At 69.9% G+C, this 14128-nt stretch carries 11 protein-coding genes; 2 read left to right on the forward strand and 9 right to left on the reverse strand.

Translation table 11 applies throughout. The annotated features are described in order from the left end of the window. Positions 1-75 precede the first annotated feature (75 nt). The 4 genes from ACZ56U_RS13750 to ACZ56U_RS13765 form a co-directional block, all read right to left on the reverse strand. Positions 76-2691: a hypothetical protein gene (locus ACZ56U_RS13750; protein WP_469084205.1), complete on the reverse strand. Its 2616-nt coding sequence runs from the start codon at positions 2689-2691 to the stop codon at positions 76-78. Between the two features lie 160 nt (positions 2692-2851). Further along, complete coding sequence (locus ACZ56U_RS13755) at positions 2852-3244, reverse strand: DUF6113 family protein (protein ID WP_469084286.1); 393 nt, start codon at positions 3242-3244, stop codon at positions 2852-2854. Positions 3245-3258: 14 nt separating this feature from the next. Next, on the reverse strand, positions 3259-4119 hold the full coding sequence (mshB, locus tag ACZ56U_RS13760; protein ID WP_469084206.1) for an N-acetyl-1-D-myo-inositol-2-amino-2-deoxy-alpha-D-glucopyranoside deacetylase: 861 nt from the start codon (positions 4117-4119) through the stop codon (positions 3259-3261). A gap of 19 nt (positions 4120-4138) precedes the next feature. Next, positions 4139-4333 carry a hypothetical protein gene (locus ACZ56U_RS13765; RefSeq protein WP_109496262.1) on the reverse strand — a complete coding sequence of 65 codons (195 nt, stop codon included), beginning with the start codon at positions 4331-4333 and terminating at the stop codon, positions 4139-4141. Between the two features lie 176 nt (positions 4334-4509). On the opposite strand from ACZ56U_RS13765, the gene ACZ56U_RS13770 reads away from it, so the two are divergent. Further along, complete coding sequence (locus ACZ56U_RS13770; protein WP_469084207.1) at positions 4510-6636, forward strand: S9 family peptidase; 2127 nt, start codon at positions 4510-4512, stop codon at positions 6634-6636. A 178-nt stretch (positions 6637-6814) separates the two neighbouring features. On the opposite strand, the gene ACZ56U_RS13775 is transcribed toward ACZ56U_RS13770, so the two are convergent. The 5 genes from ACZ56U_RS13775 to ACZ56U_RS13795 form a co-directional block, all read right to left on the reverse strand. After that, positions 6815-7873, reverse strand: coding sequence for an ABC transporter ATP-binding protein (locus ACZ56U_RS13775; protein ID WP_469084208.1), 1059 nt, complete (start codon positions 7871-7873; stop codon positions 6815-6817). Continuing rightward, positions 7866-8840 (reverse strand): ABC transporter ATP-binding protein, encoded by a 975-nt coding sequence (locus ACZ56U_RS13780; protein ID WP_469084209.1) that lies wholly within the window; start codon positions 8838-8840, stop codon positions 7866-7868. The genes ACZ56U_RS13775 and ACZ56U_RS13780 overlap by 8 nt, the downstream gene beginning before the upstream one ends. A 220-nt stretch (positions 8841-9060) precedes the next feature. Continuing rightward, entirely contained in the window at positions 9061-10029 is a 969-nt protein-coding gene (locus tag ACZ56U_RS13785; RefSeq protein ID WP_469084210.1) for an ABC transporter permease, read from the reverse strand. Continuing rightward, entirely contained in the window at positions 10022-10945 is a 924-nt protein-coding gene (locus tag ACZ56U_RS13790) for an ABC transporter permease (RefSeq protein WP_469084211.1), read from the reverse strand. The genes ACZ56U_RS13785 and ACZ56U_RS13790 overlap by 8 nt, the downstream gene beginning before the upstream one ends. A gap of 6 nt (positions 10946-10951) precedes the next feature. Further along, positions 10952-12592: a peptide ABC transporter substrate-binding protein gene (locus ACZ56U_RS13795; RefSeq protein ID WP_469084212.1), complete on the reverse strand. Its 1641-nt coding sequence runs from the start codon at positions 12590-12592 to the stop codon at positions 10952-10954. Between the two features lie 446 nt (positions 12593-13038). Here ACZ56U_RS13795 and ACZ56U_RS13800 point away from each other — a divergent pair, with 446 nt between their 5' ends. Then, the gene (locus ACZ56U_RS13800) at positions 13039-14067 is read left to right on the forward strand and encodes an ABC transporter permease (protein WP_469084213.1); all 1029 of its coding nucleotides are present in this window, start codon (positions 13039-13041) and stop codon (positions 14065-14067) included. Positions 14068-14128 lie beyond the last annotated feature (61 nt).

Below are 14128 nucleotides of genomic sequence, written 5' to 3' on the forward strand. Positions count from 1 at the left end.
AGATGTCATACGACGTCTACGACGAAAGGGGCACCCGGCGCGTGCCGGGTGCCCCTTTCGTCGGTGCGAGGGCCGCTAGCTGGGGTTGGTGTCGATCGCCCCGGTGCGCTCCGCCGTCGTCTTGCCGAGCAGCACCTTGCGCAGCACGGCGACGACGTCCTGCGGCAGGACGTCCCGCTCCCCGGTCGCCGTCTTGACCTTCACGCCGTCGAAGACGGTGCCGTAGGCCTCCTTCAGCGCCTCCAGGTCGTACGTCTCGACGAGCTTGCCGTCGACAGCCTTGACCCCGAGGATCTTCGGCAGGGACACCGCGCCGAACTGGATCGGCGTCGAACCACCCGTGATGGTGACGACCTCGGACATCGCGGGCTCCGCGAACTGCTTCATCATGCGGTCGACCTCGGCGTTCGTGATCGACGGCTGCTGAGTGGTCGTCGCGACCGCCACCGCGCCGACGCTGCCGGTCTCCACCTGGGTGCGGTACGCCTCCTCCACCGCGGTGGTCGACCTGGCGACGTCGATGCCCTTGCCCGCCTTGCCGTACACGGCGACCGCCTTGCCGGCGGAGGTGAACTTGATCGTGCCCTCGGTCACCGAGCCGGCGCCGCCGGCCGCGTCCTTCAGGGCCGCGGTCAGCTTCTCCTCGTCGACCGGCATCTCCGGCTCCACGACCCGGTGGTTGCCGAAGAGGGAGCCGATGACGGAGACCGGGTTGTAGTCGCTCGTGGCGGCCGCGGCGACCGTGGCCTGCTCGTCGAACTGGAGTCCCGCCTGGTCCGGCTTGAGCGCGACGGTCTTGCCGCCGACGGAGAGCTTCAGCGGCTTGCTCACGCTGTCACCGAAGGCCTCGTCGAGCTTCTTGACGGCGTCGTCACGGGTGCCGCCGCCGATGTCGACGCCGAGCACCGTGGTGCCCTTCGGCACGTCGGAGTGGTTCATCAGCAGGCCGGCGCCGTAGGCACCCGCCACGATGACGAAGAGTCCGCTGCCGACCAGGGCGAGCTTGTTGCGGCCCTTCTTCTTGGGCTTCTTGGAGGAGGCCGGCACGTTCGGCGCGACCGGCTCGGGGAGTTTGGGCGCGGTGTGCTGCATCGGCCCGTCGGACGGGCCGCCCGACCCGAACGGGGCGTTCTGCCCCGAGGACGGCACGACCGGGATACCGCTGGTGACGGTGTGCCCGGAGACGTTCTCCGGCGGGGCGCCGGGGATGCCGTAGCCGGGGGTGCCCGGCTCGGGGGCCGGTTTCTGCGGGGTGAGGATCGCGGTGTCGTCGCTCAGACCGCCGCCGGGGCGCCCGGGGGCGCCGGGGACGCCCTGGGGTCCGGCGCCAGGTACGCCCTGGGGTCCGGCACCGGGGCCGCCGGGGAGGCCGGTCATCCCGGGGGCGGAGGCGTGGGGGCCTGCGGGGCCGCCCTGCGCGCCGGGTCCGCCCGGGGCGCCGTAACCGCCCGGGCCGCTCGGAGCACCAGGACCGCCGGGACCACCCGGACCAGCGGGACCGCCGAAGGTGTTCGGGCCCCCCGGACCACCGGGAGCACCCGTGATACCGGGTCCGCCAGGTCCGCGGTGACCCCCGGGGGGCCCGGCCTGGCCGCCGCCGAGCGGTGGGATCGCCGGGCCGTCGCCGGTGACCGGGCCGCCGGTCGGACCCGCGGGGCCCTGGGGGCCGGGGCCGCCGGGACCGGTCGGGCCGCCGAAGTCGTTCGGCCCGCTGAAGTCGTGGGAGGCGTCGAAGCGGTGCGAGCCCGTCGAGTTGTTGAAGTCGTTCAGGTCGTCGAGGCGGTGCGAGCCTGTCGAGCCGTTGAAGTCGTTCGAGGCGTCGTAGGCGTTCGAGGCGTCGTAGGCGCCCGCACCACCGTAACCACCCTGCCCGGCCTGCCCGTTCTGACCGCCAGGACCGGGCTGACCGTTCTGACCGCCAGGACCGGGCTGACCGCCGGGCCCGGGCTGCGCGTGCTGACCGGTCGGCGCCCCGCCGTTCTCCGCGAAGTACGGCAGTTCGTCGCGTCGCGGCTCACCGCCGGGGCGGGTGCCGTTGCCCAGCGCCTCGGTCACGTCGAAGGAGCCCGTGCCGCCGCCGTGTCCGGGTGCCACCGGACCGCCGGTCGCGCCGGGAAGGCCCGCGCCGTTGCCGCCGGGGCGCGAGGAGCCGCCCGGCACGCCCATGGAACCGACCACACCGCCGGGACGCCCCGCGCCGGAGCCCGGAGCAGGGGCGGCACCGGGACGCGGACCGCCGGGAGCCGCACCCGAAGCCCCGGGGATCCCGGCCCCGTTGGACGCGCCGGCGCCCGATCCGCCCTTGGCCGGGCCGGACTTGCGCGGCGCGAACCAGTTGCTCGCCTTCTCCTCGCCGGCCGGAGCGGGCTCGGCGGGAGTCTCGGCGGTGCCGACGGAGGCGGCCGCACCCGGCGCCGGCGTCTCGGCCTCGGGGTCGCCGGCGCCGTCGGTGTCCCCGACGGGCGTGCGCACGACGACCGGCGGGATGGGCCGCGACCCGGGGATGTTGATCCGGATCCGGGTCGTCAGCGTGGTCTCGGTCTTGCGGTCCTCGGACTGCGCGCCCGAACGGCCCGCGTCCGTACCGTCGCCGGGAGCCATGGGGGTCCCGTAGGGCGGCGTGCCCGAGGGGTAGGCGGCTCCACCGCGCCCGTTGGGCCCGGAGGACGGACTGTCAGTTTCACGACTCAAGGCAGGTTCTCCCGGTTGGCTCCACCGCCCGTGTCGACCTCAACTGCGCGGGCGGCTCGGCGGCGCGCACCACCATACTGGCCACTTCTGGCGCGTATCCCACGACCGCTGGGGAAACCCACACCGGACTCGCACGTCCCCATCGCGGCGAAGTAGTACGTCACTTGCCAAGTCGGACGGCGTCGCCGCCCGGTTGCCGTCCCTGCCCAAGCGTGGCGCAGATCACAGCCGTAGCCATGCCTCCGAGCAGGAAGAGATAGGAGCCGGTTCCCGCGCCGAAGAGGAAGTCGCCTTCCGGGCGGCTGGTGGTGAGGAGGATGACGGCGAGCATCCAGCCGGCGGCGGGTGCGACGGCCCCGCTGCGGGCGCCGACGGCACGGGCGCCGCCCAGACAGAGCCCGGCCTCGGCGGCCAGCGCGAGCAGCAGGCCGCCGGGGAACAAGCCGCCCTGCACCAGGGCCCCGGCCGCGCCGACGACCGCCCCGAGCACGAAGAGAGCGACGAAGATCAGCGCCCGCCCGGCGGACGGGGCCCGCAGGGGCTGGGCGAGCATCGGGCCGCGCTCGTTCACGACGTCTCCCCCACACCGGCGAACAGGTCGGTCTCCCTGCCCGGCGCACCCCGCTCGCCGCGCACCAACTCGTAGTACTCGTTGGCGAAGAGGGGCTGCGCGAGTTCGTTGGACAGCGCGAAGAAGGGCTCGGCGACCGTGATCTGGGTGGCGTGCGCGCGCATCGCGGCGGCTTTGGCACCGGCGTACGCGGTGCCGTCGATCTCGGTGGTGATCCGCTCGTCGGCCACGACCCCGGGGACGTCGTCGAGGACGCCCGTCTTGTCGAAGGGCAGGCCCGGCAGGGCACCGGCCAGCCGCTCGAAGGCCTGTTCGCCGACCGTGCGCGGGACGCGGTTCCAGTAGATCTTGGGGATCGTCCAGCCCGCATCGGCGGCCAGGTCGGCGGCGCGCATGGCGACGCGGTGGGCCTGGATGTGGTCGGGGTGGCCGTAGCCGCCGTTGTCGTCGTAGGTGACGAGGACGTGCGGGCGTACCTCGGTGATGACCTCGACGAGATGGGCGGCGGCCTCGTCGACGTCCGCCTGCCAGAAGCAGGCGGGGTCGTCGTTGTCGGCCAGCCCCATCATCCCGGAGTCCTGGTAGCGGCCCGCGCCGCCCAGCAGACGGAAGTCCTCGACGCCGAGCGCGCGCATGGCGGCGGTGAGCTCACTGCGCCGGTACACGCCGAGGGCGGCGCCGGTCAGGTGCTGGAGCTCGGCCGGGATGACCTCGCCGCGCTCGCCGAGCGTGCAGGTGACCAGAGTCACCCGGGCACCCTCGGCCGCATAGCGAGCCATGGTCGCGCCGTTGTTGATCGACTCGTCGTCCGGGTGCGCGTGCACCAGCAGCAGACGCCGGGCGGGTGGTTCCGTCATGGGGACCACCCTAAAGGCGTCAGAACTTGATGCTGCCGATCATCCCCGCGATGTTCGTCGTGAGCTCGCTGATCGTCGGAGCCATGGTGGACGAGGCCAGGTAGAACCCGAGCAGCATGCAGACGATCGCGTGACCCGCCTTCAACCCTGACTTCTTGATCAGCAGGAAGACGATGATCGCCAGCAGCACCACCGCCGAAATCGAGAGTGCCACGGCGGTTCACCTCCAAAGATCCCAAGAGCGCGGGGTCGGACCAAGGGGCAGATAAATCCATACGGGTGCCAGCAGGTTCATACCCACTATGCGCTAGTGATCATAACTATCCGTGCGCGCGCATCGGTCGGCGCACGGCCGCACAAGGGGGCGCATGGCCAAACTAAGGTCGGACCATGACGACGACGTCCGACTCCTTCCCCCGCCGGCACGCCCGGACCCAGCGGTTCACGCTCGGCGCGCCGCGTGCGTTCACGGTGGCCCCCGACGGTTCCCGTGTCGTGTTCCTGCGCTCGTCCTCCGGTACGGACCGGGCCAGTTCGCTGTGGGTGCTCGATCCCGCGGACGGCGGGGAGCGCGTGGCGGCCGACCCGCGCGCCCTGCTGGGCGGTGCCTCGGAGGACCTCTCCCCCGAGGAGCGGGCGCGGCGCGAGCGCAGCCGCGAGGGCGGCGCGGGCATCGTCGGCTACGCCACCGACACGGCGGTGGAGTTGGCCTCTTTCGCCTTGTCAGGGCGGCTTTTCGCGGCGGAGCTGCGGGCCGGGACGGCACGTGAACTCCGGGTCCCCGGACCGGTGATCGACCCGCGCCCCTCCCCCGACGGCCGGTTCGTCGCCTACGTCGCCCATGGCGCCCTGCGGGTCACGGGCGCCGAGGGCGGGGACGACCGGGCGCTGGCCGAGCCGGAGCCCGCGGCGGGGGCGGGCCGGGTCACCTACGGGCTGGCGGAGTTCATCGCGGCCGAGGAGATGGGGCGGTCGCGGGGGTTCTGGTGGTCGCCGGAGTCGGACCGGCTGCTGGTCGCGCGCGTGGACGACACGCCGGTGCACCGCTGGTGGATCTCCGACCCTGCCCGGCCCGAACGTGATCCACAGCACGTCGCGTACCCGGCCGCGGGCACGCCGAACGCGGAGGTGCGGCTGTTCGTGATCGGGCTGGACGGGACGCGCACCGAGGTCTCGTGGGACCGCTCGCGTTACCCGTATCTGGCGCATGTGCACTGGTCAGCCGCGGGCGCCCCGCTGCTGCTGGTGCAGGCCCGGGACCAGCGCAGCCAGCTGTACCTGGCCGTGGACCCGGCGTCCGGGGTGACCCGGATGGTGCACGCCGACGAAGATCCAACTTGGCTTGATCTTTTCCCGGGAGTGCCCTGCTGGAGCCCTTCCGGGCGGCTCGTCCGGATCGCGGACGAGGGGGGCGCGCGGGTGCTGGCCGTGGGTGAACGCCCTTTGACAGGACCGCAGTTGCACGTCCGTGCCGTGCTGGACGTCTCCGACGACAGCGTGCTGATCTCGGCGTCGGCCGGGGAGCGCGCGGCGGCGCCGGAGACCGGCGAGGTGCATGTGTACCGGGTGAACGAGCTCGGCTTGGAGCGCCTCTCGCAGGAACCGGGCGTGCACTCGGCGGTGCGCGCCGGGGCTGTCACGGTTCTGGTGTCGGCGACGCCGGACCGGCCCGGGAGCCGGGTGCGGGTGCTGCGGGACGGGAAGCAGACGGCGACTGTCACCTCGTACGCCGAAGATCCCGGTATGTCCCCGCGCGTGACGCTCACCGAGGGGGGCGCACGGCGGATCCCGTGCGCCGTGCTGTTGCCTCGGAACCACCAAGGGGATGAGCCACTTCCGGTTTTGCTCGACCCCTACGGCGGTCCGCACGGCCCGCGCGTCCTGGCCGCCCACAACGCGCACCTCACCTCGCAGTGGTTCGCCGACCAGGGCTTCGCGGTGGTCGTCGCCGACGGACGCGGCACGCCTGGCCGCTCGCCGGCCTGGGAGAAGGCGATCCACCAGGACCTGACGGTGTCCCTGGACGACCAGGTCGAGGCGCTCCAGGACCTGGCGAAGGCCCACCCCCTGGACCTCTCCCGGGTGGCCATCCGGGGCTGGTCGTACGGCGGCTGGCTGGCGGGGCTCGCCGTGCTGCGGCGCCCGGACGTCTTCCACGCGGGGATCGCGGGGGCGCCGGTGACGGACTGGCGGCTGTACGACACGCACTACACGGAGCGGTACCTGGGCGATCCGGCGGCCTCACCGGAGGCGTACGCCAAGAGCTCGCTGCTCACCGACGAGGGGCTCTCCTCGCCCGCCGAGCCGCACCGGCCCCTGATGATCGTCCACGGCCTCGCGGACGACAACGTGGTCGTCGCCCACGCCCTGCGGCTGTCCTCGGCCCTGCTCTCCGCCGGCCGCCCGCACGAGGTGCTGCCGCTGTCGGGCGTGACCCACATGACCCCGCAGGAACAGGTCGCCGAGAACCTGCTCCTCCTCCAGGTCGACTTCCTCAAACGCGCGCTGGGCCTGTAGGAACGGCAACGGACCGGGGTGACATGGCGCACCCCGGTCCGCTTACGGCACCCGCACGGCCGTACGCTGACCAGCCTGACGCGTCCGTATATCGGGACCGGGTCAGTCAAGTTGCCTGTGTGTTAACGCGGTTGGTGGGCGTTTGCGGCATTGATGACCGGCGACCGGACCCCGGGCGTCAGCTCCCCGCCCCCGCCCCTTCACCATCCGCCTCCACCGGCACCACCCGCTTCTCCTCCGCGAAGTGGCAGGCCGAGTCGTGGGCCGCCGGGGTCGGGAGGTGGCGGAACTCGGCAGGTACGGCCAGGGCGGGTACCTCCAGGGCGCAGCGTTCCTGGGCCTTCCAGCAGCGGGTGCGGAAGCGGCAGCCGGAGGGGATGTTGGTCGGCGAGGGGACGTCCCCGGACAGGATGATCCGCTCGCGGTGTTCGCGGGCCTCCGGGTCGGGGACGGGGACCGCGGAGAGCAGCGCCTGGGTGTAGGGGTGGGTGGGATGGTCGTAGATCTCCGCGTCCCTGCCGATCTCGACGATGCGGCCCAGGTACATGACGCCCACCCGGTCCGAGATGTGGCGGACGATCGACAGGTCGTGGGCGATGAAGACGTACGAGAGGTCGAACTCGTTCTGCAGCCGGTCCATCAGGTTGATCACCTGGGCCTGGACGGAGACGTCGAGCGCCGAGACCGGTTCGTCGGCGACGATCACCTCGGGGCGCAGCGCCAACCCCCGTGCGATGCCGATGCGTTGGCGCTGGCCGCCGGAGAACTGGTGGGGGTAGCGGTTGATGTACTCCGGGTTCAGGCCGACCACGTCCAGGAGGTCCTGGACCTTCTTCCTGCGGTCGCCCTTCGGGGCCACCTCGGGGTGGATCTCGTACGGCTCCCCGATGATGTCGCCCACCGTCATACGGGGGTTGAGGGAGGTGTACGGGTCCTGGAAGACCATCTGGATGTTGCGTCGGACCGATTTGAGGGCCTTGCCGGAGAGCGTGGTGATGTCCTCGCCCTTGTACTTGATCGAACCGGCGGTCGGCTGTTCGAGGTTGACGAGCATCTTCGCCACCGTCGACTTGCCGCAGCCGGACTCCCCGACGATGCCGAGGGTCTCGCCCCTGTCGAGGGTGAAGTCCACACCGTCCACGGCCTTGACGGCACCGACCTGTTTCCTGAACACGATGCCCCGCGTCAACGGGTAGTGCTTGACCAGTCCGCTCACTTCCAGGATCGGCTCAACCATGGAGGCACTCCGTCCAGAAGTGACAGGCGCTGGTCCGTGTGTCGTCGACGTCGTACAGAGGGGGTACGTCGGTGCGGCAGACGTCCCGGGCCATCGGGCAGCGGGGGTTGAACGCGCAGCCCGGCGGGATGTTCAGCAGGTTGGGCGGCAACCCCTTGATCGCGTACAGCTCCTGGCCCTTCTGGTCCAGGCGCGGGATCGAGTCCAGCAGGCCCTTGGTGTAGGGGTGCGCCGGGGCCTTGTAGATGTCGTGGACGGGGGCCGACTCGACGATCCGGCCCGCGTACATCACCGCGATCCGGTCCGCGACGTCCGCGACGACGCCGAGGTCGTGGGTGATGAGGATGAGCCCCATGTGGTACTCGCGCTGCAACTCCGCGAGCAGCTCCATGACCTGGGCCTGGACGGTGACGTCGAGCGCGGTCGTCGGTTCGTCGGCAATGATCAGGGCCGGTTCCAGGGCCATCGCCATCGCGATCATGATGCGTTGGCGCATACCGCCGGAGAACTGGTGGGGGTACTGCCTGACGCGCTCCTTGGCGCCGGGGATGCGGACCCGGTCCATCAGCTCGACGGCCTTGGCGCGGGCGTCCTTCTTGGACATCCCCCGGTGGACGACGAACATCTCGCCGAGCTGGTCGCCCACGGAGAGCACCGGGTTCAGCGACGACAGCGCGTCCTGGAAGATCATCGCCATCTCGGCGCCGCGGACCTTGCGCCGCTCCTCCTCCTTGAGCTGGAGCAGGTCCCGTCCCTGGAAGAGGATCTCGCCGCCCGCGATCCGTCCGGGCGGCGTGTCGAGGATCCCCATCACCGCCTGGGCCGTCACGGACTTGCCGGACCCGGACTCCCCGAGCACCGCCAGGGTCTCCCCCGCGTCCACCGAGTAGGTGACCCCGTTGACCGCCTTGGCGACCCCGTCCCGGGTCCGGAACTCCACGTGCAGATCACGCACTTCGAGCAGCATGACGCCGACTCACCTCGGCTTCCGGTCGAGGGCGCCGCGCACGCGCCGCCGGGCGGGAGAAACCTGAACACGGGCGCCCTCGACCGGACGCCCGCACACGCCACGCACACGCCGCCCGGCGGAAGGAACCTGAACACCGGCGCCCTCGGCCGGACGCCCGCACCGGACCACGCCCGCGCCCGCGCTCGCGGCCGCACTCGCTTCCCGCACCCTCACGCCGTCACCTCAGCTTCGGGTCGAGGGCGTCGCGGACCGCGTCGCCGAGCATGATGAACGCGAGGACGGTGAGGGCGAGGGCGCCGGCCGGCCAGAGGAGCATGTGGGGGGCCTGGCGGATGTAGGCGGAGGCCGAGGAGATGTCGATGCCCCAGCTGACCGTGGGCGGCTTCAGGCCCACGCCGAGGTAGGACAGGGTCGCCTCCAGCGCGATGTACGTGCCGAGGGCGATCGTCGCCACGACGATCACCGGGGCCACCGCGTTCGGCGTGATGTGCCGCAGCAGCTGGCGGGAGTTCGAGGCGCCCAGGGCCTTCGCCGCCTGCACGTAGTCGTTCTGTTTCGCCGTGATCACCGAGCCTCGCGCGATCCGGGAGATCTGCGGCCAGCCCAGCAGCACCATGAAGCCGATCACCGGCCAGACCGTGTTGCTGGTGACCACCGACAGCAGCACCAGGCCGCCCAGGACCACCGGGATCGCGAAGAAGACGTCGGTGACGCGGGAGAGGATCGAGTCCCAGAACCCGCCGAAGAAGCCGGCCAGTCCGCCGAGGACCGAGCCCAGGACCGCGACCCCCAGCGTGGCGCAGACGCCGACCGTCACCGACGTCCGGGCCCCGTAGACCGTGCGCGTGTAGACGTCGCAGCCCTGGCCGTCGTAGCCGAAGGGGTGTCCGGGCTGGGAGCCCTCCTGCGCCTTGGCGAGGTCGCACTTGAGGGGGTTGCCGGAGGCGATCAGGGACGGCCAGAGGGAGATCACGACCAGGAAGAGGATGACCAGGCCGGAGATGATGAAGACGGGGTTGCGGCGCAGGTCGCGCCAGGCGTCGGACCACAGCGAGCGGGGCCGGTCAAAGGGGCCGGGGCCGCCGGGTCCCTTCTCCAGCGTCGTCGCCTCGCTCACGGCCAGGTCCATGGCGCCGCCCATTCCCGTCCCGGCGATCGCGCCCTCGGGCTCCTGTGGTTCAGGCATAGCGGATCCTCGGGTCGAGTACGGCGTACAGGAGGTCGACGACGAGGTTGGCCACCAGGAAGACCAGTACGAGGACCGTGACGAAGCCGACGACGGTCTGGGTGTTCTGGCGGAGGATGCCCTGGTAGAGCTGGTAGCCGACGCCGTGGATGTTGAAGATGCGCTCGGTGACGATCGCGCCGCCCATCAGGGCGCCGATGTCGGTGCCGATGAAGGTGACGACGGGGATCAGGGAGTTGCGCAGGAGGTGCCGGGTGATGACCCGCCGCCTCGGCAGGCCCTTGGCCACCGCCGTACGGACGTAGTCGCTGCGGCGGTTCTCCGCGATGGAGGTGCGGGTCAGCCGGGTGACGTACGCCAGGGACACCGACGCCAGCACCAGCCCCGGCACGATCAGCTCGCCGAACGTGGCGTCCGTCGACACCGACGGTTTGATCCAGCCCCACTCGACGCCGAGCAGGAGCTGGAGCAGCAGACCGGTGACGAAGGTGGGCACGGAGATCACCACGAGCGTGAACATCAGGACCGAGGTGTCCACGGGCCGCCCGCGCCGCAGGCCCGTGACGACACCCAGGGTGATGCCGATGACGACCTCGAAGAGGATCGCGACGACCGTCAGGCGGATCGTCACGGGGAACGCCGTCGACATCAGCTCGGTGACCTTCTGCCCGTTGAACGCGGTGCCGAAGTCGCCGGTGAAGACGTTCCCCATGTAGGTCAGGTACTGCTGCCAGACCGGCTTGTCGAGGCCGAACTCCTTCTTCAGCTGGGCGGCGGTGGCGGGATCGCACTCCCGGTCGCCGCACAGGCCCGCGACGGGGTCGCCCATCACGTTGACCATGAGGAAGATCAGGAGGGTGGCGCCGATGAACACCGGGACCATCTGGAGCAGACGCCGGACGACGTAGCGTCCCATGGCCGGTCAGCTGACCTTGATCTCGTTGTAGACGGGGACGCTGAAGGGGTTGAGCTTCACGTCGGACAGCCGATCCGAGTAGCCCGCGCTGCCGTTCTGGTACCAGAGCGGGATGGCGGCCATGTTGTCCCGGACGACCTCCTCGGCCTGCTGGAACTTCCCGATCGCCTTGCCGGTGTCGGTCTCGGCGTTGGCCTCGTCGACGAGCTGGTCGAACTCCGTGTTGGTCCACTTGCCGTCGTTGGAGGAGGCGTTGGTGTAGTAGAGCGGCTGGAGGAAGTTCTGGATGAGCGGGTAGTCCATCTGCCAGCCCGCCCGGAACGGCCCGCGCATCTTCTTGTCGGTGATCTGGGTGCGGAAGTCGGCGAAGGTGCCGATCGGGTTGCCGACGCAGGCCTTGTCGTTGTCGAGCGCGTTGTTGATGGAGTTGCAGACCGCGTCGACCCACGTCTTGTGCGAGCCGGTGTCCGCGTTGTACGTGATCTTGATGCTGCCGCCGGGAAGACCGCCGCCCTCCTTGACGAGCTTCTTGGCCTCCGCCGGGTCGTAGTCGCAGGCGTCGCCGCACAGCCCGTCCTTGAAGCCGCCGTCGTCGCCGAGGACCGGGGAGGTCCAGTCGGTGGCGGGGGTGCGGGTCTTCTGGAAGATCGTCTTGGTGATCTGGTCGCGGTTGATCGCCCGGGACAGGCCGGTGCGGACCTTCTCCATCCCGTCCTTGCTCCAGTTCTTGTCGTAGAACGGGAAGGCGAGGGTCTGGATGATGCCGGCCGGGGTGTTGATGTAGCGGTCGCCGAGGTCGCTCTGGACGTTCTTGAGCTGGGCGGCCGGGACGTCGTCGACCAGGTCGAGGTTGCCGGCCATCAGGTCGGTGTAGGCGGTGTTGTTGTCGGTGTAGACCTTCAGGGTCACACCGCCGTTCTGCGCCTTGTCATCGCCGGGGTAGCCGTCCCACTTCTTCAGGGCCATCTGCGAACCCTTGGTGTACGACTCGATCGTGTAGGGGCCGTTGCCGACGGGCTTCTTCACCCAGGCCGCGTGGTCGGTGAAGAAGGCCCGCGGGAGCGGGGCGTAGGCCGGGTAGCCGAGGGTGTCGGGGAACGTCGAGAACTTCTGGCTGAGCTTGACGGTGAAGGTCCGGTCGCCGGTGACCTTCAGTCCGGAGAGCGTCTGGGCGCTCTGCTTGCCGCCGCCCTCGGGGTGGACCTTGTCGTAGCCGTCGATGTAGCCGAAGAAGTAGGCGTTCTTCTGGTTGTTCTTCAGGCTCGCCCCGTAGTTCCAGGCGTCGACGAAGGACTTGGCGGTCACCTTCTCGCCGTTGCTGAAGGTCCAGCCGTCCTTGACGGTGATGGTGAAGTTCTGGGAGTCGCTCGTCTCGATCTTCTCGGCGAGCATGTCCTCGGCCTTGCCGGTCTCCGGGTTGTACCTCTTGAGGCTCCGGAAGATCATGTCGAGGACCTTGCCGCCCTGCACCTCATTGGTGTTGGCGGGCTCCAGCGGGTTCTGCGGGTCTCCCCAGGAGGAGCTGAGCGTCGCGCTGCCGTCGCCACTGCCACCGCCGCTGTCGCCGTCCCCACCCCCGCAGGCCGTGGCGGCGAGGGCTACCGCCGCCGCGCATGCGGCCCATTTGGCGTGCGTGGCTCCGCGCATGGAGTGCCTCCTGTGTGACAGCGCTATTCCGTTACCGGCCAATATCGACGCAAAACAGTCATACCGCACATGCACTGACCCTTTAGGGGAGCGACCCGGAAAGCTCCGACCACACCTCCACGGGCTCCCGCGGAGCGTGCAATGGATCTTCACCATCCGATGCAGAACCGTTGGATTGGGACCCACCTATGTACGGATTTCGACAGGTCGCCGTCCGTATATCGAACCCATTGCCCGATTCGGCCAGTTGGTCCGATGTAGGACACAAGGTGATCACGGCACGCTACACGCGTAGCTACAGCTTGGTCAAAGACTGGTAAAGAAAGTAAAGACAAACCCAAGCCGACCGAGAATTTATTGACCTTGAATGAATTGCGTTGAAAAAGTCCGGCGTAGCCCGTAGGGAGCGCCCTGCGGAGTCCTTGATCCACAGGGCACGGAGCAACATGACCCCCCCAACCCCTTCCCCGGTCACTTCACTCGAGGTGTCCGATGAAGACAGCGCGGCACCGGTGAAGTCCTCGGCTCTCAAGGGCAACGAGAGCCGCTCGCCGGGACGGCTCGCCTGGAGCCGTTTCAAACGGGACCGCGCGGGCGTCATATCCGGATATGTGGTCCTCTTCTTCTTCGTCGTCTCGCTCGGCGCCCCGCTGATCGCCAAGCTCTACGGCAAGAACCCGTACACGACGTACGGCATCAACACGCCGGGGCTGCTGAACGAGTTCGGTTTCCCGATCAAGCCCAACGGCGGCATCAGCAGTGACTTCTGGTTCGGCGTCGAGCCCCAGCTCGGCCGTGACGTGCTGACCTTCCTGCTGTACGGCATGCGCAACTCGCTGCTCATCGCCACCGCGGCCACGCTCCTGACCGTCATGCTCGGTGTCGTCATCGGCATCACCGCCGGCTACCTCGGCGGCCGCACCGACTACTTCGTCGGCCGGGTCATCGACATTCTGCTGGCCTTCCCGCAGACGCTGTTCTTCATCGCCTTCTGGCCGGTCGTGCTGGCGATCTTCGTGTCGCCCGAGGAGAACACCCCGATCTGGCTGACGGTCACCAGCCTCATCACGGTCATGACCGCCTTCGGCTGGGCCTCCATTGCCCGTCTGCTGCGCGGCGAGGTCCTCGCCCTGCGCGAGCGGGAGTTCGTGGAGGCCGCCAAGGTCACCGGCGCCTCGCCGGGCCGGATCATCTTCAAGGAACTGCTGCCCAACCTGTGGACGCCGATCCTGATCCAGTCGACGCTCCTGCTGCCCGCCTACGTGACGGCGGAGGCGGGCCTCGCCTTCCTCGGCGTCGGTCTCACCGACCCCACGCCCGACTGGGGCGTCATGCTCCAGTTCGGCGCCAAGTACTACCAGGACGACATCACCTTCATGCTCTTCCCCGGTCTGTCCATGGTGATCTTCGTCGTCGCCTTCAACCTCCTCGGTGACTCCGTGCGCGACGCGCTGGACCCCAAGACGAAGCGCTGAGCTCTCCCCCTCCGCACGGGCGACGGGGCCCGGCCGGAGACTCCCCGCACCATCCCAATCC

The organism is Streptomyces sp. NPDC034103 (genome assembly GCF_055575395.1).